Consider the following 26,970-nt stretch of genomic DNA (forward strand, 5'->3'; position numbering starts at 1 on the left):
TGGCGCGAACGGACGGTTTTTGCCCTCCGCTCGCCGGCGGGGGAGGAGCGGCAACCGCTCCCCCGCCATCACTCCGCGAAGGCGACCTCCCGCTTGCGGCGCAGGCTCGGCGAGACGAGCGCCACCAGCAGGGCCACGGCAACGGCCAGCAGGGCCGCGCTGATCGGGCGGGTCACGAAGACCGCGAGGTCGCCGTCCGCGATCATCATCGCCCGGCGGAAATTCTCCTCCAGCATCGGGCCGAGCACGAAGCCCAGCACCAGCGGCGCCGGCTCCACCCCGACCTTGATGAAGAAGTAGCCGATCAATGCGGAGCCCAGCATCACCCAGATGTCGAAGACGCTGTTGTTCACGCTGTAGGCGCCGATGCAGCAGAACAGGATGATCGCCGGGAACAGCATGCGGTAGGGAATCTTCAGCATGCTGACCCACAGCCCGATCAGCGGCAGGTTGATGACCAGCAGCATGAGGTTGCCGGTCCACATGCTGGCGACCACGCCCCAGAAAAGCGCCGGCTGCTCGGTCATGATCTGCGGGCCGGGCTGGATGCCCTGGATCATCAACGCGCCGATCATCAGCGCCATCAGGGGGTTGGACGGGATGCCCAGCGTCAGCATCGGGATGAAGCTGGTCTGGGCGCCGGCGTTGTTGGCCGCCTCCGGCCCGGCGACGCCCTCGATGGCGCCCTTGCCGAAGCGCGACGGGTCGCGCGCCACCCGCTTCTCGAGCGCGTAGGCCGCAAAGGGCGGCAAAGCCGCGCCCCCGCCCGGCAGCACGCCCAGCAGCGATCCCAGCACCGTGCCGCGCAGCATCGCCGGGAAGCCCTGGCGCAAATCCCGGCCGGTCGGCATCAGACCGGTGATCTTCTGGGTCAGCAGAGTGCGGTCCTGCGGCTTCTCCAGGTTGGAGGCGATCTCGGCCAGCCCGAACAGACCCATGACCACCGGCACGAAGCCGATGCCGTCCGCCAGCTCCGGCAGGCCGAAGGTCATGCGCGGCACGCCGGAATTCACGTCGATGCCGACGAGCCCCAGCAGCACCCCGATGACGATCATCGCCACGGCCTTGACCGCCGAGCCGTGGGCCAGCACGACGGCGGCGATCAGCCCGACGATCAGCAGGCTGAAATACTCGGCCGCCGTGAATTTGAGCGCGAGCGCCGCCATCGGTCCGCTCAGCAGCGCGATCACCAGCGTCGCCACCGTGCCCGCGAAGAAGGAGGCGATGGCCGCCATGGCGAGCGCCGGCCCCGCCCTGCCCTTGCGGGCGAGCTGGTAGCCGTCCAGGCAGGTCACGACCGAGGAGGTCTCGCCCGGCATGTTGACCAGGATGGCGGTGGTCGATCCGCCGTACTGCGCCCCGTAGAAGATGCCGGCCAGCATGATGAGCGCTGCTTCCGGCGTCAGCCCGAAGGTGAAGGGCAGCAGCAGCGCCACCGTCGTCATGGGGCCGAGCCCCGGCAGCACCCCCACCAGCGTGCCGATCAGCGCGCCGGTGAAGCAGAACATCAGGTTCGACGGCTGCATGGCCGTGGCGAGGCCGAAGGCGAGGTTTCCAAGCAGTTCCATGGCGCCCGCCCCCTCACCAGGGCCAGATCGCGACGGGCAGCGACAGCGCCGTCACGAAGAGAAGGACCGTCAGCGCGGTCAGCACGGCGGCGAAGAGCAGCGTGCCGAGCAGGCGCCCGCCGGGGGCCGCCGCACCGCCGATGAGGATGGCCGCCAGCGAGGCGGCGACCAGCCCCAGCGCCGGCAGGACCAGCGCGAAGGTCGCCACCGCCCCCAGCACCGCCACCAGCGGGCGCAGGCTTATGGCCGGCAGCGCCCGCCGGGGCAGGATCCCGGCGCGCAGGACGAAGAAGGCCCCGAAGCCCAGGATCGTCCAGGCGATGACCCGCGGCACGAAGCCCGGCCCCATGTCGGCGGCGGTGCCGGCGGCGAGCCGGGACGTCTGCCAGAAGGCGACGCCCGACAGCGCCACGAGGAAGAGCCCGAAGAGAAGCTCCTGTGCGTCGATGCCGTTCCTGAACGGCGTCCGGGGCCGCATCGCCCTTACTCGACCTTGATGCCGGCGTCGCGGATGGCGCCGCCCCAGAAGGCGATGCTCTCGTCCATCCAGCGGGTGAACTCGGCCGGCGTGTTGACGCGCACCTCGCCGCCCTGGTCCTGGATCTTCTGCTGCATGTCCGGAGCCGCGAGGATCTTGTGGATCTCCTTGTTCAGCCGCTCGACCATGGCCGGCGGGGTGCCTGCTGTGGTCAGGACGCCCTGCCAGGTGCCGGCGTCGGCCGCCGGGAGGCCCAGCTCCTTGAAGGTCGGCAGGTCGGGCAGGCTCGCCATGCGCTTGTCGCCGGTCACGGCGATGCCCTGGAGCTGGCCGTTGGTGATGAAGCTCTGCGTCGCCGTGGCGCCGTTGATGATGACGTTGCTCTCGCCCGCCACGACGGCGCGCGTCGCCGCCGCACCGCCCTTGTAGGGAATGGCCTTCCATTCGATGCCGGCGCCCTTGCCGACGAGGATGCCGGTGATGTGGTTGACGGCACCCACGCCCGCGTTGCCGACCGCCAGCTTGCCCGGGTTGGCCTTGCCGTAGGCGGCCAGCTCCTGGAAGTTCTTCGCCGGAACGGACGGGTGGACCGCCATGACGTAGGGGGCGAACATCACCATGCTGACCGGCGCCAGATCCTTCTGCACGTCGTAGGTCAGGCTGCTGAACAGGCTGGGCGAGGTGGCGAGGTTGCCGACATCCACCAGAAGCAGCGTGTGGCCGTCCTTGGGCGCCTTGGCGACGAGGTCGGCGCCGATGTTGCCGCCGGCACCCGGCTTGTTCTCGATCACGACCGGCTGGCCGATGGCCTCCGACAGCTTCGGACCGATCAGCCGGGCCAGGATGTCCGAGGTGCCGCCCGGCGCGAAGGGCACGATCAGGCGCACGGGGCGCTCGAAATTCTGCGCCTCGGCCCGGCCCTGCAGGCCCGGCACGAGGCCGCCCGCCAGCGAGAAGGCAAGGCCGAAGGCGGCGGACAGAAGAAGGGTGCGGCGGTTCATTGGATTTCCTCCCCAAGCATCGTTCTTTTGCGCGGCATGCCCTTGTTCCGGGCGGCTTTCCACGCGGCGGTGACCCGGCCGGACCGGCGGCTAAGCACCCCCTTTTCCGGCGAAATCATGTCCTACGGCTGTATCACGACATCAGTCATCATACAAGGCGAAACGTGGGGGTTGCCCACAATCAGGAGGCCGCACCTTTTCATTCGTCCTGGTTCATTTGGCCCTGATTCATTTGACTTTGGTGTCGCCACTGGCGCGCAGCCGTTCCCGACTGCCGTTCAGGTGCAGGCGGATGGCGGCGCGCGCGCCCTCCGGATCCTGCCGCTCGATGGCGGAATGGATCGCCGCGTGCTCCTGGTTGATGCGCGTCAGGTACTCCTGGCGCGAGGCCCCTTGCAGGTGGGCGTTCGGCACGCGCGCGCGCGGAATCAGCAGCGTGCCGAGATAGGTGAAGAGCGCCAGGAAATGCCTGTTTCCCGTCGCCTCGGCGATGGCGCCGTGAAAGGCGAGGTCGCTTTCCACGGCATCCTCCCCCGCCTCGATCGCGGCGGCCATCGCGGCCATGGCGGCGCGCATCTTCGCCAGATGGGTTTCGTCGCGGCGGATGGCGGCCAGATAGGCGGCCTCCGACTCCAGGCTGATACGGACCTCCAGCACGGAGACGGCCTCGTTCACCAGCTCCAGGGTCGAGGCGTCGATCCGGAAGGGCTGCACGGCGGCGCCCCGCAGCACGAAGGCGCCGACGCCCTGCTGGGTGGACACCATGCCGACCGCCTTCAGGTTGGCGATGGCCTCCCGCACCACGGTGCGGCTGACGCCGAACTCGTCGATGAATTCCTGCTCGCTCGGCAGCTTCTCGCCGCTCTTGTACTCGCCGCGGGCAATCCGCTCGGCGATGGCGTCGACCAGCTGCTTTGCCAGCGTGTCCCGGCGCTTCAGCGCTACCATGGGGCGTCCTCTCGTCTCCGGCGACCGGAGCCGTCAGCCCCGCGCACAATCCGGGACTGTAACACCGCCCAACCTTGTCCGACAAGAAAACAAGTGTGGCCAGACTTACGCCGGTATGGCCCGACGGTTCCTTCAGTCGCGGGAGAGCTTTCCGTCCACGAGTTTTCCGTCCACGAGGCGCCAGAGCTTCAGCGGGTTGCCGTCGCGCAGAGCCTCGGGCAGGAGCGTCTGGGGCAGGTCCTGGTAGCAGACCGGGCGCAGGAAGCGGCGGATCGCCAGCGTGCCGACCGAGGTGGTGCGGCTGTCCGAGGTGGCCGGGTAGGGGCCGCCATGCACCATGGCGTGGCCGACCTCCACGCCCGTCGGATAGCCGTTCACCAGGATGCGGCCCGCCCGGCGCTCCAGCGTCGGCAGCAGAGCGCGCACCTCTTCGGTGTCCGCCTCCTCCATGTGCACGGTCGCGGTGAGCTGCCCTTCCAGATGCTCGGCCACGCGCCGCATCGCCGCGATGTCCGGGCAGCGGATCACCAGCGAGGAGGAGCCAAAATTCTCCTCCTCAAGGCTCGGGTCCGACAGGAAGCTTTCGGCATCCGTCACGAACACCGCCGCCTGGCACTGGTGCGGGCCGTTGCAGGACGCACCACGGCCCAACTCCGTCACCTTCGGGTTGGCGGCGAGCTTCTCAAGCCCGGCGGAATAGGCGGCGTGGATGCCCGGCGTCAGCATCGTCGCCGCGGGCGTGGCGCCCAGCGCGGTGGTGGCCGATGTGAGGAACTCGTCCAGACCCGGCCCGTCCACCACCAGCACGAGGCCGGGGTTGGTGCAGAACTGCCCGGCACCCATGGCGAGCGAGGCGATGAAACCCTTGCCGATGGCCTCGGCGCGGCTCGCCAGTGCCGCCGGCATGACGAAGAAGGGGTTGATGCTGCTCATCTCGGCATAGACCGGGATGGGCTCGCGGCGCGAGGCAGCCACCTCCATCAGCGCGGTGCCGCCCCGGCGCGAGCCGGTGAAGCCCACCGACTTGATGTGCGGGTGCGCGACCAGCGTCGTGCCGATCCGGCTGCCCGAGCCGAACAGCATCGAGAAGACGCCCTCCGGCAGACCGCATTCCTTCACCGCCGCCTGCACGGCGCGCCCGACCAGTTCCGACGTGCCGGGATGGGCCGAATGGGCCTTCACCACCACCGGGCAGCCGGCGGCCAGCGCCGAGGCCGTGTCGCCGCCGGCGACGGAGAAGGCGAGTGGGAAGTTGCTGGCGCCGAAGACGGCGACCGGGCCGACGGCGATGTGACGCTGGCGCAGATCGGCGCGGGGCAGCGGCTTGCGCTCGGGCAGCGGCGTGTCGAAGCGCGCCTCCACCCAGTTGCCCTCGCGCAGCGCCTCGGCGAAGAGGCGCAGCTGCCCCACCGTGCGGGCGCGCTCGCCCTCGATGCGGGCGCGCGGCAGGCCGCTCTCGGCCGAGGCGCGCTCGACCAGTTCGTCGCCGAGGTCCAGGATTTTCTGGGCGGCGGTTTCCAGGAAGCGGGCGCGGTCGTCGGGGCTGGTTTCGCGGTAGCTGTCGAAGGCGGCCCAGGCCAGCTCGCAGGCGCGGTTCACCTCGGCCTCGCCGCCGCCGCCGAAGGCCGGCTCCATCCTCTCGCCGGTCGCGGGGTTCACCGCGTGGAACTCGGTTTCACGGCCGCGGACTGCGGCGGCGCCGATCAGCATGTCACCGGTGATGGGCAAGGCGGGCTCCTTGGAATGGGCTTCGGACTTCGGGGGAGGCGGCATTACTGTGTCGTAATTTACTGCGGGCCGAGCTTTTCGATGAGGGCGCGCAGTTCCTCATGCTCCTGCGGCGTGCAGTCCACCAGCGGGGCGCGCACCGGGCCGGCGGAATGGCCGACCACCGTCGCACCCGCCTTGACGATGCTCACCGCATAGCCGGCGCGCCGGTTGCGGATCGCAAGGTAAGGCAGGAAGAACTCGTCGATCAGACGGTCCGTCGTCGCCGTGTCGCCCGCCGAGAGCGCATGGTAGAACTCCATCGCCGTCCGCGGAATGAAGTTGAACACCGCCGACGAGTAGACCGGAACGCCGATGGCCCGGTAGGCCGGCGCATACACCTCCGCCGTCGGCAGACCGCCCAAGTAGGCGAAGCGGTCGCCCATCTTCCGGCGGATCGTCGTCATCAGCTCGATGTCGCCAAGCCCGTCCTTGAAGCCGATCAGGTTCGGGCAGCGCTCGGCCAGGCGCGCCAGGGCGTCGGGGCCGAGCTTGCAGACCGCGCGGTTGTAGATGATCACGCCGATCTTCACCGAACGGCAGATCTCCTCCACATGCGCCGCGACACCGGCCTGGTCGGCCTCGGTCAGGTAGTGCGGCAGAACCAGGATGCCCGCCGCCCCGGCGCGCTCGGAGGCTTGCGCCAGCTCGACGGCGATGCGCGTGGAGTAGCCGACGCCGGCGATGATCGGCGTGTCGTCGCGGCAGACCTCGACGGCCAGCTTCACCACGTCCTTGTGCTCGTCCGGCGTCAGCGAGAACAGCTCGCCCGTGCCGCCGGCGGCGAACAGCGCGGACGCGCCATAGGGCTTCAGCCACTCCAGTCGCTTGGCGTAGCCCTTCGGCTCGAAAGCACCATCGGCGGTGAAGTCGGTGAGCGGGAACGAGAGCAGGCCTTGGCTGATCACGGCCTTGAGGGCATTCGGCTCCATGGGGGTCTTCCTCGTCACGTGCGCCCCTCAACGGGCGCGGGGATCTGTCCCACTCTCTATAATGATATCAGTCATCATACAAGTGGGCTTGTGGCCCTGCCGTCCGTGCCCGGACATCGCCGCGCAGCCCCGCCGCCTGCCTGCGGAGAGGACAGGCGGCGGGGTCGTGGATGCCGGGGAGCGCCCTGCTTGCCCGTCTGTTTTGCTTGGGGTTTCCCCGGTCAGGAGCGGTTCTTGAACTTCGCCGCGAGCTGTTCGGTGCCGCGGGCGAGCAGTGCCTGGTCGGACCCGACCGCGACGTAGGTGCAGCCCATCTCGAGGTAGCGGCGGGCGAGCGTCTCGTCGCCGGTCAGGATGCCGGCGGGCTTGCCGCAGGCCAGGATGCGCTTGATGGCGTCCTCGATCGCCTCCAGCACCTCCGGATGCTTGAGATCGCCGACATGGCCGAGTGCCGCCGACAGGTCGCCGGGGCCGATGAACAGGCCGGTGACGCCCTCCACCGCCGCGATGGCCTCGATGTTCTCGAGACCGCGGCGCGTCTCGATCTGCACGAGGACCGCCAGCTCCTGCTCATAGACCTGCGCGTAGTTCTTGACCCGCGCGAACTGCGAGGCGCGCGGCGCCGCCGAGAAGCCGCGCACGCCCTTCGGCGGATAGCGTGTGAAGGACACGGCGTCGCGCGCCTCCTCCGCCGTCTCCACGGAGGGAATCAGCAGGGACTGCACCCCGATGTCCAGGTAGCGCTTGATCGTCACCATGTCGTTCCAGGGCACCCGGACGACCGGGTGGGCCGTGCCGCCCATCATCGCCTGAAGCTGGCTGTAGACCATCGGCAGCTCGTTCGGCGCGTGTTCGGTGTCAAGCACCAGCCAGTCGAAACCGGCCCCGGCCAGGATCTCCACCGTGACGTTGCTCGACAGGATCGACCAGAATCCGATCTGCGTCCGCCCGGATTCAATGGCGTGCTTGAAGCTGTTCTTCATGATGTCCATGGACGTTTCCTCTTTTGTCTGTTCGTTATCGTCTTGTTGGCCGTTTTCATCGCGCGCCGATGAGGATCGCGCGGAAATCATTGACGTTGGTAAGCGTCGGCCCCGTCACCAGCCGGTCGTCCAGCGCCTCGAAGAAGGCATGGGCATCGTTGTCCTCCAGCATGCCCAACGCGTTGAGGCCGAGGTCCCTGGCACGCGCCAGGCTGCCGGGACCGAGGAAGGCGCCGGCGACCTCCTCCTGTCCGTCCGCTCCGTCTGTGTCCGCCGCCAGCGCGTGCACGCCCGGCAGACCGTTCAGGGCCACGCCGAGCGCGAGAAGACATTCCACGTTGCGCCCTCCCCGTCCACGGCCCCTGACCGTCACCGTCGTCTCCCCGCCCGACAGCAACACGCAAGGGGTGGCAAAGGGCTGCCCGTGCCGCGCGGCATGCGACGCCATTCCCGCCAGCACCTTGCCGACCTCGCGGGCCTCCCCCTCCAGCGCATCGCCGAGGATGTGAGCCTCCAGCCCGGCCTCGCGCGCCACGTCCGCGGCGGCCTCCAGGGCCATCAGCGGCGTGGCGATCACGCGGGTCTCGCAGGAAGCCAGGCGTGGATCACCGGGTTTGACGCTTTCACCCCGTCCGCTCTCCAACAGCGCCGTCACCGCCGGCGGAACCCCGACACTGTAGCGCCTGAGGATCGCCAGCGCATCGGCGCCGGTCGTGGGGTCGGCCACCGTCGGGCCGGAGGCGATGTCGGCCGGGCCGTCGCCCGGCACGTCGGACATCAGAAGCGTGAGCATTCTGGCGGGGTGGCACGCCGCCGCCAGCCGGCCGCCCTTCACGGCGGACAGGTGCCGGCGCACGCAGTTCATCTCACCGATGGAGGCGCCGGACGCCAGCAGGGCACGGTTGACCGCCTGCTCGTCTTCGAGATTCAGCCCCTCCAGGGGCGCCGCCAGCAGGGCCGATCCGCCGCCCGAGATCAGGAAGAGCACGAGATCGTCGGGCGTAAGGCCGCGCGCCAGCTCCAGGATGCGCGCCGTCGCCGCCAGCCCCGCCGCATCAGGCACGGGGTGGGCGGCCTCGACGACCTCGATGCGATCACAGGCAACCGCATGGCCATAGCGCGTGACCACCAGCCCGGACAGCGGTCCCGGCCAATGTTCCTCGACCGCTCTCGCCATCGCCGCCGACGCCTTGCCCGCCCCGATCACGATCAGGCGCCCTTTCGGCGGGGCCGGCAGGTGCGGGGGAACGCAATGAGCCGGCTGCACGGCGGCCACGGCGGCGTCGAACATCCGGCGCAGCAGGTCGCGCGGGTCCATGGTCATCCCCTGCCCTCCCGCCGCCGGTCAGGCGGTCTGGCCGATCTCGAAGTTGGCCATGGTCTCCAGGGCGCGGACCATGGCCGAATGGTCCCAGCCCTTGCCGCCATGGGCGGCACAGGCGTTGAACAGTTCCTGGCAGGTGGCGGTGTTCGGCAGCGAGACGCCGAGCGAACGGGCGGTGGAAAGGGCCAGATTCAAGTCCTTCTGGTGCAGCTCGATGCGGAAGCCGGGATCGAACGTGCGCTTCACCATGCGCTCGCCGTGCACCTCCAGGATGCGCGACGATGCGAAGCCGCCCATCAGCGCCTGGCGCACCTTGGCCGGATCGGCGCCGGCCTTCGCGGCGAACAGCAGGGCCTCGCCGACCGCCTCGATCGTCAGGGCGACGATGATCTGGTTGGCGACCTTCGTGGTCTGGCCGTCGCCGTTGCCGCCGACCAGCGTGATGTTCTTGCCCATCAGCGCGAACAGCGGCTTGACGCGCTCGAAGGCGGCCTCGGGGCCGCCAACCATGATGGTGAGCGAAGCCGCCTTGGCGCCGACCTCGCCACCGGACACCGGCGCGTCCAGGTAATCGCAGCCGAGCGCGTTGATGCGCTCCGCGAAGCCCTTCGTCGCGACCGGCGAGATGGAGCTCATGTCCACCACGGTCTTGCCGGCGCTCAGCCCCTCGGCGACTCCGCCGGGGGCGAAGAGGACCTTTTCGACGTCGGGCGTGTCCGGGACCATGATGAAGACGATGTCGGACTTCTCGGCGATGTCCCGGGCGGTCGGGAGCAGCTTGGCTCCGCCGGCGATCAGCGCTTCCGGAACTGACCGGCTCGTGCTGACGAAGAGGTCGTGGCCGGCGGCCAGAAGATGGCCCGCCATCGGCGCGCCCATGATCCCGAGCCCGATGAATCCAAGCTTGCTCATGTTCCGTTCCCTTCTCTTTCGGCCCGCACGCTGGTCCGGACCGTGGTTTCCGGCACGGACGGGCGGACCGCTCACCGGCCCGCCCGCCCGTCCGTGTTTCCTCCTTCGGCCTCCCGTCCGGCGATCAGCGGACCAGGCAGGGGCGCTTGTTGTCGAACTTCCAGCCTGGGATCAGGTACTGCATGGCGATGGCGTCGTCGCGGGCACCCAGCCCGTGCTCCTTGTAGAGCGCGTGCGCCTTCTCGACCTCGGCCATGTCCAGCTCGACGCCGAGGCCGCCCTTCTCCGGCACGGCGACGAGCCCGCCCTTGATCTGGAACGGCTCCCTGGTCAGGCGCTGGCCGTCCTGCCAGATCCAATGGGTGTCGATGGCGGTGATCCGGCCGGGGGCGGCGGCGGCGACGTGGGTGAACATCGCCAGTGAGATGTCGAAATGGTTGTTCGAGTGCGACCCCCAGGTCAGGCCCCAGTCGTTGCACATCTGCGCGACGCGGACGGAGCCCTGCATCGTCCAGAAATGCGGGTCGGCCAGCGGTATGTCCACGGACTGGAGCTGGACCGCGTGGCCCATCTGCCGCCAGTCGGTGGCGATCATGTTGGTGGCGGTCGGCAGGCCGGTGGCGCGGCGGAACTCCGCCATCACCTCGCGGCCCGAATAGCCGTTCTCGGCGCCGCAGGGATCCTCGGCGTAGGCCAGCACGTCGCCCTTGCCCTTGCACAGGCGGATCGCCTCCTCCAGCGACCAGCCGCCGTTGGGGTCGAGCGTGATGCGCGCGTTCGGGTAGCGGCGCTTCAGGGCGGTGACCGCCTCGATCTCCTCCTCGCCGCGCAGCACGCCGCCCTTCAGCTTGAAGTCGTTGAAGCCGTAGCGCTCGTGCGCGGCCTCGGCCAGCCGCACCACCGTCTCGGGCGTCAGCGCCTCCTCGTTGCGCAAGCGGAACCAGTCGTCTCCGGCGTCGGGCTCGGCCCGGTACGGCAGGTCGGTCTTCCTGCGGTCGCCGACGTAGAACAGGTAGCCCAGCATCTCCACCGCGTCGCGCTGCTGCCCCTCGCCCAGCAAGGCCGCGACCGGCACCTCCAGCGTCTGGCCGAGCAGGTCGAGCAGCGCCGATTCCAGCGCCGTCACGACATGGATGGTCGTGCGCAGGTCGAAGGTCTGGAGGCCGCGCCCGCCGGAATCGCGGTCGGCGAAGCTTTTGCGCACCGCGTTGAGGATGTTGTTGTAGCGGCCCAGCGTCTGGCCGACGACCAGCGGGCGCGCGTCCTCCAAGGTCTGGCGGATTTTCTCGCCGCCCGGCACCTCGCCGACGCCGGTGTGGCCGGCGTTGTCGCGCAGGATCACGATGTTGCGCGTGAAGAAGGGCGCGTGCGCGCCGCTGAGGTTCAGCAGCATGCTGTCCTGCCCGGCCACCGGGATGACCAGCATCTCGGTCACGGTGGGGGCGCCGCTGTAGGCCTTGGTCGTCGGTTCGGTCACGGTTTGTCTCCTGGTCCCCGGAGCGGGTTTGCCTCGGCCCCGGTCACGCCGTCCGCGCGGCGTCATGATAGCGCTGTCAGCAGAAATGTTAGCGCTGTCAGGGCCAGCTTGCAAAGACTTTTGTTGGCATAGGACGCAGTTGCCCGTTCGGATAGGGGGCTGCTATGATAGCGCTGTCGTGACGCAGCCCCGCTCTGACGCAGTCCCGCTCTCAAGCCCAGGCCGAACCGTGAGTCATACCGATCCCCCACCCGGCCGCCGCCGGGGCGCCGCCCGGCCCCAGGCGGCCGGCGCCGAGGGCGGACGCGCGTCGGCGCGCTCGTCGGGCAGCGTCACGCTGGACGACGTGGCGAGGCTGGCGGGCGTCTCGCCCATCACCGTGTCGCGCGTGCTGAACCGGCCGGAGTTGGTGACCGCCGACACCATCGAGGTGGTCCGCGAGGCCATCGCCCGCACCGGCTATGTCCCGAACCTGCTGGCCGGCGGGCTCGCCTCGCGTCGCAGCCGCCTCGTCGCGGCGCTGGTCCCGACCATCTCGCATTCCATCTTCGCGGAGGCGATCGAGGCCCTGACCGACCGGCTGGGCGAGGCGGGCTATCAGGTTCTGCTCGGCCTGTCCGGCTACCCGGCGGCGCGGGAGGACGACCTGCTCGCCGCGATCCTCAGCCGGCGCCCGGACGGCATCCTGCTGACCGGCATCAACCATTCGCCGGAAACGCGCCGGCGGCTGCTGGCCGCGAAGATCCCCGTGGTGGAGACCTGGGACCTCACCCCCACCCCCATCGACCTGCTGATCGGCTTCTCGCACGAGAAGGTGGGCCGGGCGGTCGCGGACCATCTCGTTGGGAAAGGCTACCGCCGCTTCGGTCTGGTGGGGGCGAGCGACGAGCGCGCGCTGAAGCGGCGCAAAGGCTTCGTGGCAGCACTCGCCGCCCACGGCATCACGGAGGTGGAGTCCAGCAGCGTCCCCGCCCCCGGCAGCCTGCGCCAGGGCCGCGAGGCCCTGGCCCGCATCCTCGACGGCGGCTTCCGGCCCGACGCCGTCTTCTGCAGTTCCGACGCCATGGCCCATGGCGTCCTGACGGAAGCCCAGGCGCGCGGTCTGTCCGTTCCGGGCGACCTCGCCGTGCTGGGCTTCGGCAACCTCGACTTCTCCGCCCACACCCACCCGGCGCTTTCCACGGTGGGCATCGACCGCCAGGCCATCGGCCGGCACGCGGCGGAAGCCATGCTGGCGAGAATCGAGGGCGAAACCGTTGCCGAACCGGTGATCGACGTCGGCTTCACCCTCATAGAACGCGCCAGCACCTGACCCTCGGGGTCAGGCCCGGCGCTACAACGTCAGGAAACCGGGTCCAGCGCCGCCGGCCGCCCCGCTCCGGCGTTCGCCGCCTCGGCCACGGCCACCGCACCCGTGGCGCCCGCGGCCATGGTGGAAGCGATGGCGCCCGCGACCACGCTGGAGGCGGCGACCTGCTCCAGCAGGGCCTCGACCTTCGGCATGTGGACGACCTGCTGGTTGAAGGGGATCTGGATGTCCCGCTTGCGGAACTCCTCGACGATGCGCATGCGCAGTTCGTTGCGGACCGGCAGGATGAAGTCGGTGTTGGACACGAAGATGCGCAGCTCGAACTCCAGCGCGCTCGGCCCGAACTCGCGGAACATCACGACCGGCTCGGGATGGCTCAGCACCAGATGGTGGCCACGCGCGATCTCCAGCAGCAGGTTGTAGACCTGCCGGACGTTGCAGTCGTAGGAGACGCCGACCTTGATCTCGATGCGGGTCGTCTTGTCCTTCAGGGTCCAGTTCACGACCGCCTTGGAGATGAACTCCGAGTTCGGGATGATGACGGAGGCGCGCTGGAAGGTCTGGATCTCGGTGGCGCGCACGCTGATGCGGCGGACCGTGCCCTCCATCCCGTTGACCACGACCCAGTCGCCGACCTTGATCGGGCGCTCGACCAGCATGATCAGGCCGGAGATGAAGTTGCTGACGACGTTCTGCAGGCCGAAGCCGATGCCGACCGACAGCGCGCTGGCGATCATGGCGAGGCTCGACAGGTCGAGCCCCAGCGTGCCGACCGACACCAGCACCGCCGCCGTCGTGCCAAGATAGCCGATGCCCGTGCGGATCGAGTTGCGCACGCCGTCGTCAATGGAGAGCTGCGCCAGCACACGCTCGTCGAGCTGGCGCTGCACGAAGCGGGTGATGGTGATCAGGACGCCGAGCATCGCGAAGGCCGACAGGATGTCGCCCGGCGCGATGCGCACCCCGCCGACCGTGATGCCGCCGAGGAAGGAATCCGCCATGCCGCGCATTTCCGACAGCGTCATGCCGGTCAGCGGCAGCAGGACAAAGGCGGCGGCGACCAGCAGCAGCCCGTCGATCGACAGGCGCCCGGCATGGCCGAGCAGGCGGCGGCCCTTGTCGCCGCCGGCGATGATGTCGCCGACCTCGGCGATCCTGCCCTCGCGCCGCTCCAGCAGCAGGCACAGCAGCTCGCGCAGGATGCCGCGCGCCACCAGCAGCACGCCGCCGATGATGATGGCCGTCAGCATCAGCTTCGACGCGTAGACGGCGAGCGCCAGATAGCCCGCCGCCGAGGCGACGACGGCCGCCACCGCCACCGCCCCGACCAGGAAGCGCAGCCGCGGCCAAGCGCGGCGGGGTGCTGCCGGAGCGGCGGGCGCCAGCTCGGCCGCGTCCGTCGCGTCCGTGGGGCAGCCGCAATCGTCGGCCTTGGTCTCCTGCGCGACGACCCACAGGCTGCCGGGCAGCAGGACGAGCAGTGACGCGGCGATCAGCAGCATCGTGCCGAAGCCGGTCACCGACCGCAGCTCGGGCGGGGTGAACATCGCCTCGGACAGGCCGATGCCGGCACCGGCAAGCGCCAGCCCGAGGGCGGCGACGCCGATGCGGCGCACGAGCCTGCGGGCGCTGCCCGGATCCAGCTCGGCGAGCTGCCAGGCCGGATACTCGGGCGCCAGCGTGGCGCGGGCGACGCCGGTGACCAGGAAGAAGGAGGTCAGGCCGCCCGACACGCTCAGCACCAGGGCCGACAGCGGGCCGACGTCCGTCGCGCCCTTCAGCAGCCCCAGCAGCGACACGGTGAAGACGACGTTCGGCACCACCGGCATCAGGCAGCGGGCGAAGGCCTCCACCGCCATGGCGCCCACGCGCTGCCGGTAGCTCGGCCGCTCCTCGGTGCTGCGGTGGCCGTAGCGGCGCAGCAGCACCCGGCGCACCGGCCAGGCCACCAGGAACAGGAAGGCCGCAAGGGCGCCGAGCCCGTAGAGCCGCCCCTGCCAGGCGTCCCCGGCCAGCACGACCGAGAAGGCCCGGTCCATGCGGTCATGGACCAGCGCCACCTGCTCGGGCAGCTCGGCCCAGCTGTCCGGCGACAGCGGCATCGGCCCGCGCTTGACGATCTGCTCGGTCAGCTGGCTCATGCGCTGGTCGGCCGCGGTGCGCAGCAGGATGTCCACGCGCGTGGCGACCAATTCGGCCTGCTTGGTGCGCCCCTCCACCTCGGACAGCGCCTGCTGGAGGCGCTTGCGCTCGGCGGCGACGGGGGCGGCCTCGGCCGGCTGCCCTTCCGCCGGGGCGGGACCCACGGAATCGAGCATGCGCTGCGAGGTCTCGCGCGCCACCGCGGCGGCGCCAACAACGTTGCGCGCCTCCGCCTGCACGGCGGCCAGCTCGCCGCGCAGCGCCTCATACTCCTCGTTGCCCAGCTCGCCGTCGGCGATCCGGCTGGCCGACCGGTTCAGGATGCCCTGCCACTTCGCGAGCTGGGCCTTGAAGTCCTGCGCCTCGGCCTGGGCCTGGGCGGGTGCGGCGTTCTGGGCCAGGACCGGCAGCGGTGCCGAAACGTCGGCGAGCAGCAGGCCAGCCAGGAGGGCGGAGCCGATCCGGCGGCGGAGGGCGGAGGAGGTCAGCATCAACGTCCAAAGTCTTTCGGCTGTGGAGCGGCGTGCCCGGCGGAGCGCCCGGACGCGGCACGAAGCGGACAGTCCATAGCGCCGTTCAGGCTTGCTGGAAAGCGCGCAACGCCGTGTCACAGCGATATGATAGGCGCGGCATCAAGCTTGAGCATGGCTGGACGCTCCATCCGCCCATCCCGCGCGCCTTTGCGGCAGGCGACGTCTCGATTTCGCATGCCGAAGCGGTAAAATGGCAATATACCTGACCCGCCCGCGCCGGAAGACTGCGTGCGGCAACGACAACGGGAGATGGCGTGATGGCGAGTGATAGGTCGGGCGTGCTCTTCGCCCTGGTGTCGGGCGTGGCCGGGGAGGCGCGGGCAGAGGCGCTGTTCCGGATGATGAGCATCCACCCTGCCCTCGTCGAGGAGGCCGGGCCGAAGGTGTCGCGCGCGGTCATGGCGCAGGGGCTGAACATGCTCCTGTTCGAGGATCTGCTGGCGCGGGTTCCGGCCGCCGCCGACTACGCGCGCGACCGGGTCGCGAAGGGCGAGCGGCTGGTCCACGACCACGGCGCCGTCCGCACCGTCGCGGTGGCGGGCATGGGCGGGCTGCCCGCCGGGCAGGCCTCGCTGGTCCGCGTGCTGGAGCCCTTGGGCTACCAATTGAACGGCACCTACCCGCTCGACCGGCTGAAGATGACCGGCCGTTCCTACGCGCAAGAGGACTTCCCCGAGGACATCGCCCAGTTCTTCGTCAGCGAACTGCATCCGGAGCGCTTCTCCGAGGGCTTCCAGGCCGCCGTGCTGCGCGTGACCGGCAATTCGCGCGATCCCCTGACGGGTGAGGCGAAGGCCGTGCTCGACCAGTTCGCCTCAGCGGGCTCCGTCGCTCTCGACGCCGCCGTGGCCGCCCTGCCGGTGCTGGCCGGCTGCTTCGACCGCCAGCACGACCACCCGGCGCTGGACGATTACGAAGCGCTGAAGGCCGAATCGGCCGAGATGGCCTGGATCGCCACGGAAGGCAACGCCTTCAACCACGCGACCGACCGCGTGCCCGACGTGGACGGCCTTGCCGAGGAGCAGCGCGCGCTCGGCCGCCCGATGAAGGATTCGGTCGAGGTCTCCCAATCCGGCCGCGTCAAGCAGACCGCCTTCAAGGCGGCGATGGTCCAGCGCGCCTTCCGCCTGCCCGACGGCAGCCTGTTCGAGCGGACCGTCCCCGGCTCCTTCTACGAGTTCATCACCCGCCTGCCCCTGGTGGACGAGACGACCGGCGCCAAGAAGCTCGACCTCGGCTTCGACAGCTCGAACGCCCAGGGCATCTTCAAGATGACCGCCAGCCAGGCACGCTGATCCTTATCCACCACCCCGCAAAGCAAGCGCTATGGAATGCGCGTATCTTGCCAAGCAGTAACCGACTGAGAATAGATAACTTTTCCGTCATCCCCGCGAAAGCGGGGATCCAGAAGTCCGCGGAACGAACGCTGTGGGCGAGTCCTGGACCCCCGCTTTCGCGGGGGGTGACGGAAAAGTGGTCGGTCTTTCAGTAAAACCTGCTTCAGGAACTGGATAAACGCAGTGGCGCCCTCGCGGGGATGACGGAAAGGTGATTGCCTTTCGATCTGTTGCCGCCTTGCGAGGCATGTACACTCCACCCCATCCGGACAAGCGCGAGGAGTTCCCCATGGCTTCCGACACCACCGCCCCCGGCGCATCCAGCCTCGCCGGCGAGGTCGACACCCTGCTGCAGCGGCTGGGCGTGCCGCGCGACGCCTACACCGGCGGCACGCTGGAGGTGCGCTCGCCCATCACCGGCGAGACCATCGCCCAGGTGCGCGAGGTGACGCCCGACGCTGTGTCCGGCGTGATCGGTCAGGCGCAGGAGGCCTTCCTGGCCTGGCGCAAGATCCCCGCCCCGCGCCGGGGCGAACTGGTCCGGCTGCTCGGCGAGGAGCTGCGCGACGCCAAGGACACGCTCGGCCGCCTCGTCACGCTGGAGGTCGGCAAGATCACCTCCGAAGGGCTGGGCGAGGTCCAGGAGATGATCGACATCTGCGACTTCGCGGTCGGTCTGTCGCGCCAGCTCTACGGCCTGACCATCGCGACCGAGCGCGCCGATCACCGGATGATGGAGAGCTGGCACCCGCTGGGCGTGACCGGCATCATCTCCGCCTTCAACTTCCCGGTCGCAGTCTGGTCCTGGAACGCCGCCCTGGCGCTGGTCTGCGGCAACCCGTGCGTCTGGAAGCCGTCGGAGAAGACGCCGCTGACCGCTCTCGCCACCCAGGCGATCTTCGAGCGGGCGGCGGCCCGCTTCGGCGGCGTGCCGGCGGGCCTCTCCGCCCTGCTGGTCGGCGGGCGCGAGGTCGGCGAGCGGCTGGTGGACGACCCGCGCGTGCCGGTCGTCTCCGCCACCGGCTCCACCGCCATGGGCCGGGCGGTGGCCCCGCGCCTCGCCCAGCGCTTCGCCCGCGCCATCCTGGAGCTGGGCGGCAACAACGCGGCCATCGTCTGCCCCTCGGCCGATCTCGACCTCACCCTGCGCGGCGTCGCCTTCGCGGCGATGGGCACGGCGGGCCAGCGCTGCACCACGCTGCGCCGCCTCTTCGTCCACGCGGACGTCTACGACACGCTGGTGCCCCGGCTGAAGAAGGCCTACGGCTCGGTCACGATCGGCAACCCGCTGGAACCCGGCACGCTGGTCGGCCCGCTGATCGACGAGGGCGCCTTCCGCGGCATGCAGGTGGCGCTGGAGCAGGCGCGCGCGGCCGGCGGCACGGTCACCGGCGGCGGGCGGGTGGACACCGGCCATGCCAACGCCTTCTACGCCCAGCCGGCGCTGGTGGAGATGCCGGAGCAGACCGGCCCGGTCCTGAAGGAGACCTTCGCGCCGATCCTGTACGTCATGCGCTATACGGAGCTGGAAGAAGCGATCCGCCTCCAGAACGACGTGCCGCAGGGCCTGTCCTCCTCCATCTTCACGCTCGACATGCGCGAGGCGGAGACCTTCCTGTCGGCGGCCGGCTCCGACTGCGGCATCGCCAACGTCAACATCGGCCCCTCGGGCGCCGAGATCGGCGGCGCCTTCGGCGGCGAGAAGGAGACCGGCGGCGGGCGCGAGGCCGGCTCGGACAGCTGGAAGGCCTACATGCGCCGCGCCACCAACACCATCAACTACGGCCGGACGCTGCCGCTCGCCCAGGGCGTCAGCTTCGAGATCAAGGACGCGCCCTGACGGGCGTTTCCGTGACGCAGGACGGAGGACGGAGGATGAGAACCGACCCGCTCACCCGCGGCCTGTGGGACGCGTCGGCCCCTCCCCCGCCGGACACGGCGGCGCTGGAGGGGGACGCGCGCGCCGACGTGGTGGTGGTCGGCGGCGGCTTCACCGGCTGCTCGGCCGCCCTCCACCTCGCCGAGGCCGGGGCAGCGGTGGTCTTGCTGGAGGGGGCGGACATCGGCTTCGGCGGCTCCGGGCGCAACGTCGGGCTGGTCAACGCCGGGCTCTGGCTGCCTCCGGCGGAGATCGAGGCGGCACTCGGCACCGAGGCGGGCATGCGCCTGAACGAGGCGCTGGGCCGCGCGCCCGCGCTGGTGTTCGAGCTGATCGAACGGCACGGCATCGCCTGCGAGGCGGTGCGCAACGGCACGCTCCACCTCGCCCACGCCCCGGCCGGCCAGCGCGAGTTGGAACGGCGCCACGCGCAGCTCTCCGCGCGCGGCGCACCCGTTGTCCTGCTCGACCGGGACGAGGCGGCGCGGCGGGTCGGCAGCACGGCCTTCCACGGCGCGCTGTTCGACCCGCGCGCCGGCACGATCCAGCCGCTCGCCTACGCCCGCGGCCTCGCCCGCGCCGCCATCGCGGCGGGTGCCCGGCTCCACACCCGCTCCCCCGTCCGTTCCATCGAACGGCAGGGCCGGGGCTGGCGGGTGACGGCGGCCGGGGGAACGGTCACCGCCGACCGGGTGATCCTCGCCACCAACGCCTACACCGGCCCGCTGCTGCCGGCCCTCACCGCCGCCCTCACGCCGATCCACTATTTCCAGTTCGCGACGGCCCCCCTGCCCGACGCGGTGCGGCGAGGCATCCTGCCGGGGCTGGAGGGGAGCTGGGACACGGCGTCGGTCATGTCCTCCTTCCGGCTCGACCGGGCCGGGCGGCTGGTGGTGGGCAGCATCGGGCGGCTCGACCATCCGGGCGCCCGCATCCACGAGGCCTGGGCGCGGCGCGTGCTGGGTCGGGTCTTCCCGCAAGCGGCGGGGGCGCCCCTGGAGTTCGGCTGGTTCGGGCGGATCGGCATGACGCCCGACCACATCCCCCGCTTCTTCGAGCCCGAGCCGGGGCTAACCGCCTTCTTCGGCTACAACGGGCGCGGCATCGGCCCCGGCACGGTGTTCGGCCGGGCGCTCGCCTTCCACGCGCTGGGCCGCGACGACCACCCCCTGCCCATGGCCCCGTCGGACGTCGGCCCCGTGCCCTTCCGCCGCGTCAAGGAAATGGCACTGGAGGCGGGTGCCTGCGGTTACCACGCGGCGCGCACGGTCGCCTGACGGCATCGGTTTTCACCCACGCAAACGCCCGGCCTCGAGGCCGGCATCGAACAGGAGCCCCATGGATTCGGTCACGCAGATGCTTCTCGGTGGCGCCGTCGCCCAGGCGGGCTTCCGGCGCCGTCTCGGCCGCGGCGCGATGGTGGCGGGTGCCGCCATCGCGCTGGTCCCCGACCTCGACGTGGCGGCGGGCTGGATCAACACCTTCACCAACTGGAAGCACCACCGGGGCCTGACCCATTCGGTCTTCTTCGGCCCGGTCGTCGGGCCGGCGCTGGGCTGGATGGCCTGGAAATGGCATCGCTGGCGCCGCCGGACGCCGACCCCGCCGGGGATGGTGCCGGCCCTGCCGGAGACGCCGGACGAGACGCTGCGCTCCTGGATCTGGCTGGCGATCCTGGCGCTGATGACCCATTGGCTGATCGACCTGCCGACCAGCTACGGCACCCAGGCGCTCTACCCGCTGAGCGATTTCCGCTTCGCCTGGAACGCGCTGGGCATCATCGACGTCGTTTACAGTCTGATCCTGATCGTCGCGCTGGTCATCGGCTTCGCCATGAAGAACCGGCCGCGCTTCGCCGAGGACGCGGCGGCCGTGGCACTCATCCTGGTGACCGCCTACACGCTGACGGGCCTGGCGATCAACGGCCATGTCGAGGCCCGCGCCCGCGAGCAGCTCGGCCCGGAGACGCGCGTCACCGCCTACCCCACCCTCTTCCAGCCGGTCTACCGGCGCGTCGTGGTGGAGCGGCCGGACGAGATCCTGGTCGGCTACCATTCGGTGCTGAACGACGCCAAGCCCATCGACTGGAAGCGCTTCCCGCGCGAGCAGGGACCGGCCATCGCCGCCGTCCAGGCCTCGGAAAGGGGCCGGCTCTTCACCTGGTTCTCCATGGACAACGCCTACTGGACCAGCCGCCCGGCGGAGAACGCCAACAGCCTGGTGGAGGCATCCGACACCCGCTACGGCGTACCGGGCGACACGGAGCTGGGCTTCTGGGGCATCAGCGCGCTGGTGGACCCGCAGGGCAACATCGTCGGCGAAGTCGAGGCCTTCAACCGCCGCCCGGCCGCCTCCTCCCGGACGCTCGGCGATTATTGGAAGGCGGTGCTCGGGAACTGACGCCCGGCGCGCCGTCAGGAACCGCTTGCGGGGAAGTTGGTTGTTCTCCCCGGAAGGGGAGCCCGGCCGGGAACCCCGCCAGGGCAACGGGAGCGGCGCGCCATGGAAGTGTTCAAGGAATTCACCTTCTGGATCTTCTTCTTCGGGCTGCTGGCCGCGTTGGCGGGCGCCTTCGCGGTGGTCTACACGACCAGCAAGAAGTGGGGCGAATACTCCCCGCCCGAGGGCAAGCAGCACCATTAGGAGTTGTTAGGGATCAATCATTGGACCACAACCGCAGTTGGCTCGGCGTTTGAATTTGGCGTCGGTGTCGAAGCTCTTGTTGCTGCTCGCCCATGACGCCAAACCTGCGCTTGCGGCGTCCCCGGGACGGGGAGTAAGCGATGCTCCAAGTCTTCACCAAGTCAATTTCGGTTGCAACCGACCACCAGGTTTCTAACAGCCTCCAGCTCAGCGGCGGACCGAGCCCGCTCCCAGCATGGCTCGGTCCGCTTGGAGGCGAGCCCATTGCACGCTTGCCAGACAGGCTGGAATGGCATGGTGCTCGATATCATGGTCCGGAGCCGCCGAAGCGAGAGGACGGCCAAACGCTTCTTCCGCAAGCTGCTGAAGAAACGGCATTATCCACCCCGTGTCATGATCACGGACAGGCTGAAATCCTACGCCGCTGCGAAGCGGGACCTGAAGCTCGGGAGCGAGCACCGGCAAAACCGATACCTGAACAACGCCTGGGAAGTTTCGCACCAGCCGACACGACGGCGTGAGCGACACATGAGGAGGTTCAAATCAGCTCGGCATGCCCATCGCTTCCTATCCACACACAGCCCAAGTCATGATCCGTTTCAGCCTCGCTGCCATCTGGTCTTCGCCACCGAATACCACATCGCCTGTGATCGCGCCTTTACCAGCTGGCGCGAAATGAACAACGTGGTCCGGATTGCCCGATATATCCGGAACAATAGCTGTTCCAGCCAACGGTTCGTCAACCACCCGGGGAATTGACGATACCGCGCCACGGCACCGCTCCCAATCCCGACCTGACGCCCCTCTCGAAACCCTATATCATCACCCCTCCAACAATCCGCTGGGCGCACAACCCCGGCGACCAGGGGGAGGACCGCCGCCATGAATCTGTACCAAATGCTCCAGGACCGCGCCGCCGCCGGGCGGCCCGTTCGGGTCGGGTTGGTCGGGGCGGGGAAGTTCGGGTCGATGTTCCTGTCGCAGGTGCCGACCACGCCGGGGCTGGAGGTGGCGGTGATCGCCGACCTCGATCCGGAGCGGGCGCGGGCGGCCTGCCGGGGGGTCGGGTGGAGCGAGGATCGCCTCGCCGGGACGGTGTTCACCGAATCCGGGGCGGAGGCCTGTGCCCATCCGGAGGTGGAGGTCGTGGTGGAGGCGACCGGGGCGCCGGCGGCGGGCATCGCGCACGCGCGCGCGGCCATCGCGGCGGGCAAGCATGTGGTGATGGTCAATGTGGAGGCCGACGTGCTGGCCGGCGCGCTGCTGGCGGAGGAGGCGCGGACCCATGGCGTCGTCTATTCCATGGCCTACGGCGACCAGCCGGCGCTGACGGCGGAGCTGGTGGACTGGGCGCGGGCCTGCGGGTTCCAGGTGGTCGCGGCGGGCAAGGGCACCAAATACCTGCCGGCCTATCATGCGGTGACGCCGGACGACGTCTGGTCGCATTACGGGCTGACAGCGGAGGAGGCGCGCCAGGGCGGCATGAACCCGCAGATGTTCAATTCCTTCCTGGACGGCACCAAATCGGCGCTGGAGATGGCGGCCATCGCCAACGCCTGCGACCTCGCGGTGCCGGAGGACGGGTTGCTCTTCCCGCCCTGCGGGGTGGACGACCTGCCCCATGTATTGCGGCCGCGCGATGCGGGCGGGGTGCTGGAGGCGGAGGGCATGGTCGAGGTCGTCTCCTCCCTGGAGCGCGACGGGCGGCCGGTCCACCGGGACCTGCGCTGGGGCGTCTATGTGGTCCTGAAGGCGCCGAACGATTACGCCAGGGCCTGCTTCCGCCAGTATGGGCTGAAGACCGACGCGTCGGGCTGGTACGCCGCCATGTACAAGCCGTACCACCTCATCGGTCTGGAGCTGGGCATTTCCGTCCTGTCGGCGGCGCTGCGGGGCGAGCCGACCGGACAGACGCGCGCCTTCCGCGGGGACGTGGCCGCCGTCGCCAAGCGGGCGCTCCGCGCCGGGGAGACGCTCGACGGCGAGGGCGGCTACACGGTCTGGGGCAAGCTCATTCCCGCGGAGCGCAGCCTGCGCGAGGAAGCGCTGCCCATCGGGCTGGCGCACCGCGTCACGCTGCTGCGGGACGTTCCGGCCGGCGCCATCGTCCGCTGGACCGACGTCGAGACGGGCGACGGCGAGGCGTTCCGGATCCGCCGGGAAATGGAGCGGCGCCGGCGCGGGTGACAGGCGGCCGGTCCCCGGGACCCGATCCCGCGGAGAGTGTCACGGTGATGCCCGCCTCGGCGTGAGGACCCCGGTCCTTCAGGACGCGGAACCTACGGGGCTCGGCGCCTCCTGGATCAGCCGCGACCGGGCCTCGGCGGGCCCGCCCTCCGCCCAGGCCAGCAGGGAATCCAGCACCGGGCAGAGGGACTGGCCCCAGTCCGTCAGGTGATACTCCACCTTGGGCGGAACCTGAGGATGAACGGTGCGCCCGACCACCCCGTCCTTCTCGAGCTGGCGCAGCTGCTGGATCAGCATCTTCTGGGAAATGCCGGGTATGGAGCGCTCCAGATCGGAAAAACGCCGCACCTGGCCACCGAAGAGCTGGAACAGGATCAAGAGCTTCCACCGGCCCTCCAAGATCTGGAGCACGTTCTGCACGCTTCCAGCCGCCGAATGAGGCGTGTAGGAGGCACGCTTACCTTCCGGTAAGTGCCTTACCTTTTCGTGCGTTCTTGTCATTTGGGCCGCTCGATAGCAGTTTTCCGCCGACGCAATGTAGTCCCGGAGACAGCTCATGAACAAGGACTTGCCGCCCCCGATCGCCGCATACGTCGAGGCGAATGCCCGTCTCGACGCCGACGGCATGCTCGCGGCCTTCGCCCCGGACGCGGCCGTGATCGACGATGGGCGACGGTACGGGGGGCGCACGGAACTCAAGGGCTGGATCAGGACGGCGACGCTCGGCAACCGGGCGGTCTTCAGCCCCGATGCCTGGCGCGAGGAGGATGGCCGCATCGTCGTGGACGGCCTGACCGCCGGCGCGTTCCGCGGCAGCCCGATCCGCTTCACCTTCCGGTTCACGCTCGCGGACGGGGCGATCGCCGCCCTGGAGGTCGCATGACGTCCGCCCGCATCGATCCCGCCGAGTTCCAGGGGCGCCGCGTCGTCGTGACCGGCGGCACCAAGGGCGCCGGCGGGGCGACGGTCCGGAGGTTCGTGGCGGGCGGCGCCCAGGTCCTGACCGCCGCGCGCGGGAAGATCGACGGTCTGGAGAGCGTCCGCTTCGTGGAGGCGGACCTGACCACCCCGGAGGGCGTGATGAAGCTCGCCGAGGCGGCCCTGGAGCAGCTCGGCGGCGTGGACATACTCGTGCACGTGCTGGGGGGCTCCGCCTCGCCGGGCGGCGGCTTCGCGGCGCTGACAGACGATCACTGGCACGCCGAACTCGAGCTGAACCTGCTTTCGGCCGTGAGGCTCGACCGGGCCCTGCTGCCGCAGATGATCGCGCGTGGCGAGGGCGCCGTCGTCCATGTCTCGTCCATCCAGCGGCGGCTGCCGCTGCACGAGTCCACGACGGCCTACGCCGCGGCCAAGGCCGCGTTGACGACCTACAGCAAGGCCCTGTCGAAGGAACTCGGACCCAAGGGCGTGCGGGTCAACGTCGTCTCGCCGGGCTGGATCCTCACGGAAGCCTCCGAGGCCCTGGTGACGCGGATCGCGGCCAGCAGCGGCGGAACGCCGGAGGAGGCGCGCCAAAGCATCATGGATGCGCTCGGGGGCATTCCCCTGGGGCGCCCCGCCCGGCCCGAGGAGGTGGCGGAACTCATCGCCTTCCTGGCCTCGGAGCGGGCCTCGGCCATCCATGGCGCGGAACACGTCATCGACGGCGGAACGGTGCCGACGGTCTAGCCGCGCGGCCCAGCCGGCCGCCGGCAACCGATCGCGCGGCCGTGCTTCGCGGCGGGGGCCATCCCGTGTCCGCCAGGCCCATGTCCGCCAGCCCCATGTCCGCCAGCGCCATGTCCGCCTTCGCCTGATCCGCCCTCGACCCCGGCCCCTCCGCCCGTCGGCGCGTCTTGCGCAACGGGCGCCCGGGGCTCCGGAGGCGATGCCCATTCATTGCAGGAAGCGATTTGCCGATGCCGTCTCAGAACTCCCGTTCCGAGGAGTACGACTTCGCCGTTGCCGCCCGTGAGAACCAGGCACGGCTCACGGCCTCGTTGAAGCCGATGTATGATTTCATTGTCTGCGGAGCGGGCGCTTCGGGCTCGGTGGTCGCCCGCCGTCTGGCGGAGAACCCGGACGCCCAGGTGCTGCTCGTCGAGGCCGGTGGCGACGACGAGGCCGAGACGGTGCTCGATCCGGCGCAATGGCCGCTCAATCTCGGCAGCGAACGCGATTGGGGCTTCCAGGCACAGCCGAACCCCCATTTGAACGGCCGCGCGCTGTCCATGTCGATGGGAAAGGGGCTTGGCGGCGGATCGAGCGTCAACGTGATGGTCTGGGCACGCGGGCACCGCAGCGACTGGGATCATTTCGCGTCCGAATCCGGCGATCCGGCGTGGGGATACGACCATGTCCTCGACCTCTACCGGCGCATCGAGAACTGGCGGGGCGCGCCCGATCCCCACTTCCGCGGCACGTCCGGACCGGTGTGGGTCCAGCCGGCGGCCGATCCCAACCCGATCGCGCACGCGATGCTCGAAGCCGCCCGGGAGCTTGGCATCCCCACATTCGACCATCCGAACGGCCGGATGATGGAGGGACCGGGCGGCGCGGCCATCACGGACATGCTGGTCCGCGACGGCCGCCGCCACTCGCTCCACCGCGCCTATGTGCGGCCCTGGCTCGACCGGCCCAATCTGACCGTTCTGACCGACACCCTCGTGCGGCGCGTGGTGCTCGACGGCCGCCGGGCCGTCGGCGTCGAGGTGATGCGCGGCGGCCGGGTCCTGACGATCGGTGCGGGGCTGGAGGTCATCCTGTCGCTGGGCGCCATGCACACGCCCAAGGTGCTCATGCATTCGGGCGTCGGCGACCGCGAGGACCTGGCACGCGTCGGGATATCCGTGGCGCAGCATCTGCCGGGCGTGGGGCGCAACCTTCAGGACCATGTGTCCTTCGGTTGCATCTGGGACTACGCCGAACCCATTCCGCCCCGCAACAGCGGCAGCGAAGCGACCCTTTATTGGAAAAGCCGTCCCGAGCTGGAGGCTCCGGACCTGCTGTTCTGTCAGGTCGAGTTCCCGGCGCCCAGCGACCGGACCATGGCCCGCGGCGTGCCCCGGCACGGCTGGACGATGTTCGCCGGCCTCGCGCGTCCGGCGAGCCGCGGGCGCCTGCGCCTGCGGAGCGCCGACCCGCTCGCCCCGATCACGATCGACGCCAACATGATGTCCGACCCCGCGGACATGCGGACCGCCGTCGCGTGCGTCGAGCTTTGCCGCGCGTTGGGCAACGCGAGCGCGTTCCGGCCCTTCGTCCGCGGCGAGGCCATGCCGGGCGGCCTCAAGGGGACGGAGCTGGAGTCGTTCATACGCGACGCCGCCGTCACTTACTGGCACCAGAGCTGCACCGCCAAGATGGGGCGCGATGAGATGTCCGTGGTGGACGCTTCGCTGAAGGTCTACGGGATCGAAGCCCTGCGCGTCGCCGACGCCTCCATCATGCCGCGGGTGACCACGGGCAACACCCAGGCGCCCTGCGCGATCATCGGCGAGCGGGCGGCGCGGATGCTCCGCGAGGCGCACGGCCTATGAGGCCGCACCCTTCCCGGGGTGCGGCACGG

At 70.1% G+C, this 26,970-nt stretch carries 23 protein-coding genes; 11 read left to right on the plus strand and 12 right to left on the minus strand.

Translation table 11 applies throughout. The features are described 5' to 3' along the window. Positions 1 to 68: 68 nt before the first annotated feature. From JUB11_RS08895 to gudD, 10 genes are all read right to left on the minus strand, one after another. Complete coding sequence (locus tag JUB11_RS08895) at positions 69 to 1,568, minus strand: tripartite tricarboxylate transporter permease (RefSeq protein WP_207458165.1); 1,500 nt, start codon at positions 1,566 to 1,568, stop codon at positions 69 to 71. A 13-nt stretch (positions 1,569 to 1,581) separates the two neighbouring features. Then, positions 1,582 to 2,046 carry a tripartite tricarboxylate transporter TctB family protein gene (locus JUB11_RS08900; RefSeq protein ID WP_207458166.1) on the minus strand — a complete coding sequence of 155 codons (465 nt, stop codon included), beginning with the start codon at positions 2,044 to 2,046 and terminating at the stop codon, positions 1,582 to 1,584. 5 nt (positions 2,047 to 2,051) lie between these two features. Next, entirely contained in the window at positions 2,052 to 3,047 is a 996-nt protein-coding gene (locus tag JUB11_RS08905) for a tripartite tricarboxylate transporter substrate binding protein (protein ID WP_207458167.1), read from the minus strand. 228 nt (positions 3,048 to 3,275) lie between these two features. Beyond that, positions 3,276 to 3,995 carry a FadR/GntR family transcriptional regulator gene (locus tag JUB11_RS08910; RefSeq protein WP_207458168.1) on the minus strand — a complete coding sequence of 240 codons (720 nt, stop codon included), beginning with the start codon at positions 3,993 to 3,995 and terminating at the stop codon, positions 3,276 to 3,278. Between the two features lie 132 nt (positions 3,996 to 4,127). Then, positions 4,128 to 5,723: an aldehyde dehydrogenase (NADP(+)) gene (locus tag JUB11_RS08915; protein ID WP_207458169.1), complete on the minus strand. Its 1,596-nt coding sequence runs from the start codon at positions 5,721 to 5,723 to the stop codon at positions 4,128 to 4,130. A 59-nt stretch (positions 5,724 to 5,782) separates the two neighbouring features. Next, positions 5,783 to 6,694 (minus strand): 5-dehydro-4-deoxyglucarate dehydratase, encoded by a 912-nt coding sequence (gene kdgD, locus JUB11_RS08920; RefSeq protein WP_207458170.1) that lies wholly within the window; start codon positions 6,692 to 6,694, stop codon positions 5,783 to 5,785. 221 nt (positions 6,695 to 6,915) lie between these two features. Next, positions 6,916 to 7,686: an HpcH/HpaI aldolase/citrate lyase family protein gene (locus tag JUB11_RS08925; RefSeq protein WP_207458171.1), complete on the minus strand. Its 771-nt coding sequence runs from the start codon at positions 7,684 to 7,686 to the stop codon at positions 6,916 to 6,918. Positions 7,687 to 7,732: 46 nt separating this feature from the next. Further along, positions 7,733 to 9,001, minus strand: a complete 1,269-nt coding sequence (locus tag JUB11_RS08930) for a glycerate kinase (protein ID WP_207458172.1) — start codon at positions 8,999 to 9,001, stop codon at positions 7,733 to 7,735. Positions 9,002 to 9,022: 21 nt separating this feature from the next. Further along, positions 9,023 to 9,913 (minus strand): 2-hydroxy-3-oxopropionate reductase, encoded by an 891-nt coding sequence (glxR, locus tag JUB11_RS08935; protein WP_207458173.1) that lies wholly within the window; start codon positions 9,911 to 9,913, stop codon positions 9,023 to 9,025. Between the two features lie 124 nt (positions 9,914 to 10,037). Further along, a complete protein-coding gene (gene gudD, locus JUB11_RS08940) occupies positions 10,038 to 11,390 on the minus strand; it encodes a glucarate dehydratase (RefSeq protein ID WP_348771394.1) in 1,353 nt (450 codons plus the stop codon). 229 nt (positions 11,391 to 11,619) lie between these two features. Here gudD and JUB11_RS08945 point away from each other — a divergent pair, with 229 nt between their 5' ends. After that, a complete protein-coding gene (locus JUB11_RS08945; RefSeq protein WP_348771395.1) occupies positions 11,620 to 12,702 on the plus strand; it encodes a LacI family DNA-binding transcriptional regulator in 1,083 nt (360 codons plus the stop codon). A 29-nt stretch (positions 12,703 to 12,731) separates the two neighbouring features. On the opposite strand, the gene JUB11_RS08950 is transcribed toward JUB11_RS08945, so the two are convergent. After that, a complete protein-coding gene (locus JUB11_RS08950) occupies positions 12,732 to 15,332 on the minus strand; it encodes a DUF3772 domain-containing protein (RefSeq protein ID WP_247886939.1) in 2,601 nt (866 codons plus the stop codon). A gap of 299 nt (positions 15,333 to 15,631) precedes the next feature. Between JUB11_RS08950 and JUB11_RS08955 the strand changes: the two genes are divergently transcribed. The 7 genes from JUB11_RS08955 to JUB11_RS08985 all read left to right on the plus strand — a co-directional run bounded on the left by JUB11_RS08955 (position 15,632) and on the right by JUB11_RS08985 (position 23,420). Next, positions 15,632 to 16,669, plus strand: coding sequence for a DUF1338 domain-containing protein (locus tag JUB11_RS08955; RefSeq protein ID WP_207458176.1), 1,038 nt, complete (start codon positions 15,632 to 15,634; stop codon positions 16,667 to 16,669). A gap of 331 nt (positions 16,670 to 17,000) precedes the next feature. Then, positions 17,001 to 18,551, plus strand: coding sequence for an aldehyde dehydrogenase family protein (locus JUB11_RS08960; RefSeq protein WP_207458177.1), 1,551 nt, complete (start codon positions 17,001 to 17,003; stop codon positions 18,549 to 18,551). 35 nt (positions 18,552 to 18,586) lie between these two features. After that, a complete protein-coding gene (locus tag JUB11_RS08965; protein WP_207458178.1) occupies positions 18,587 to 19,867 on the plus strand; it encodes an FAD-binding oxidoreductase in 1,281 nt (426 codons plus the stop codon). 61 nt (positions 19,868 to 19,928) lie between these two features. After that, a complete protein-coding gene (locus JUB11_RS08970; RefSeq protein ID WP_207458179.1) occupies positions 19,929 to 20,990 on the plus strand; it encodes a metal-dependent hydrolase in 1,062 nt (353 codons plus the stop codon). A gap of 102 nt (positions 20,991 to 21,092) precedes the next feature. Then, positions 21,093 to 21,233 (plus strand): hypothetical protein, encoded by a 141-nt coding sequence (locus tag JUB11_RS08975; protein WP_207458180.1) that lies wholly within the window; start codon positions 21,093 to 21,095, stop codon positions 21,231 to 21,233. Between the two features lie 294 nt (positions 21,234 to 21,527). Then, a complete protein-coding gene (locus tag JUB11_RS08980) occupies positions 21,528 to 21,992 on the plus strand; it encodes a DDE-type integrase/transposase/recombinase (RefSeq protein ID WP_207458181.1) in 465 nt (154 codons plus the stop codon). Between the two features lie 123 nt (positions 21,993 to 22,115). Beyond that, positions 22,116 to 23,420, plus strand: a complete 1,305-nt coding sequence (locus tag JUB11_RS08985; protein WP_207458182.1) for a Gfo/Idh/MocA family oxidoreductase — start codon at positions 22,116 to 22,118, stop codon at positions 23,418 to 23,420. Positions 23,421 to 23,498: 78 nt separating this feature from the next. Here the strand turns inward: JUB11_RS08985 and JUB11_RS08990 are convergent, their stop codons facing one another. Continuing rightward, on the minus strand, positions 23,499 to 23,840 hold the full coding sequence (locus JUB11_RS08990) for a helix-turn-helix domain-containing protein (RefSeq protein WP_348771396.1): 342 nt from the start codon (positions 23,838 to 23,840) through the stop codon (positions 23,499 to 23,501). A gap of 136 nt (positions 23,841 to 23,976) precedes the next feature. Between JUB11_RS08990 and JUB11_RS08995 the strand changes: the two genes are divergently transcribed. The 3 genes from JUB11_RS08995 (at position 23,977) to JUB11_RS09005 (ending at position 26,941) form a co-directional block, all read left to right on the plus strand. Beyond that, on the plus strand, positions 23,977 to 24,303 hold the full coding sequence (locus JUB11_RS08995) for a nuclear transport factor 2 family protein (RefSeq protein WP_207458184.1): 327 nt from the start codon (positions 23,977 to 23,979) through the stop codon (positions 24,301 to 24,303). Then, positions 24,300 to 25,091 (plus strand): SDR family oxidoreductase, encoded by a 792-nt coding sequence (locus JUB11_RS09000; RefSeq protein WP_207458185.1) that lies wholly within the window; start codon positions 24,300 to 24,302, stop codon positions 25,089 to 25,091. Before JUB11_RS08995 ends, JUB11_RS09000 begins: the two co-directional genes overlap by 4 nt. A 230-nt stretch (positions 25,092 to 25,321) precedes the next feature. After that, positions 25,322 to 26,941: a GMC family oxidoreductase N-terminal domain-containing protein gene (locus JUB11_RS09005; protein ID WP_207458186.1), complete on the plus strand. Its 1,620-nt coding sequence runs from the start codon at positions 25,322 to 25,324 to the stop codon at positions 26,939 to 26,941. The last annotated feature ends 29 nt before the right edge of the window (positions 26,942 to 26,970 follow it).

The sequence above is a fragment of the Azospirillum sp. SYSU D00513 genome, assembly GCF_017356015.1.
Classification (GTDB): domain Bacteria; phylum Pseudomonadota; class Alphaproteobacteria; order Azospirillales; family Azospirillaceae; genus Azospirillum.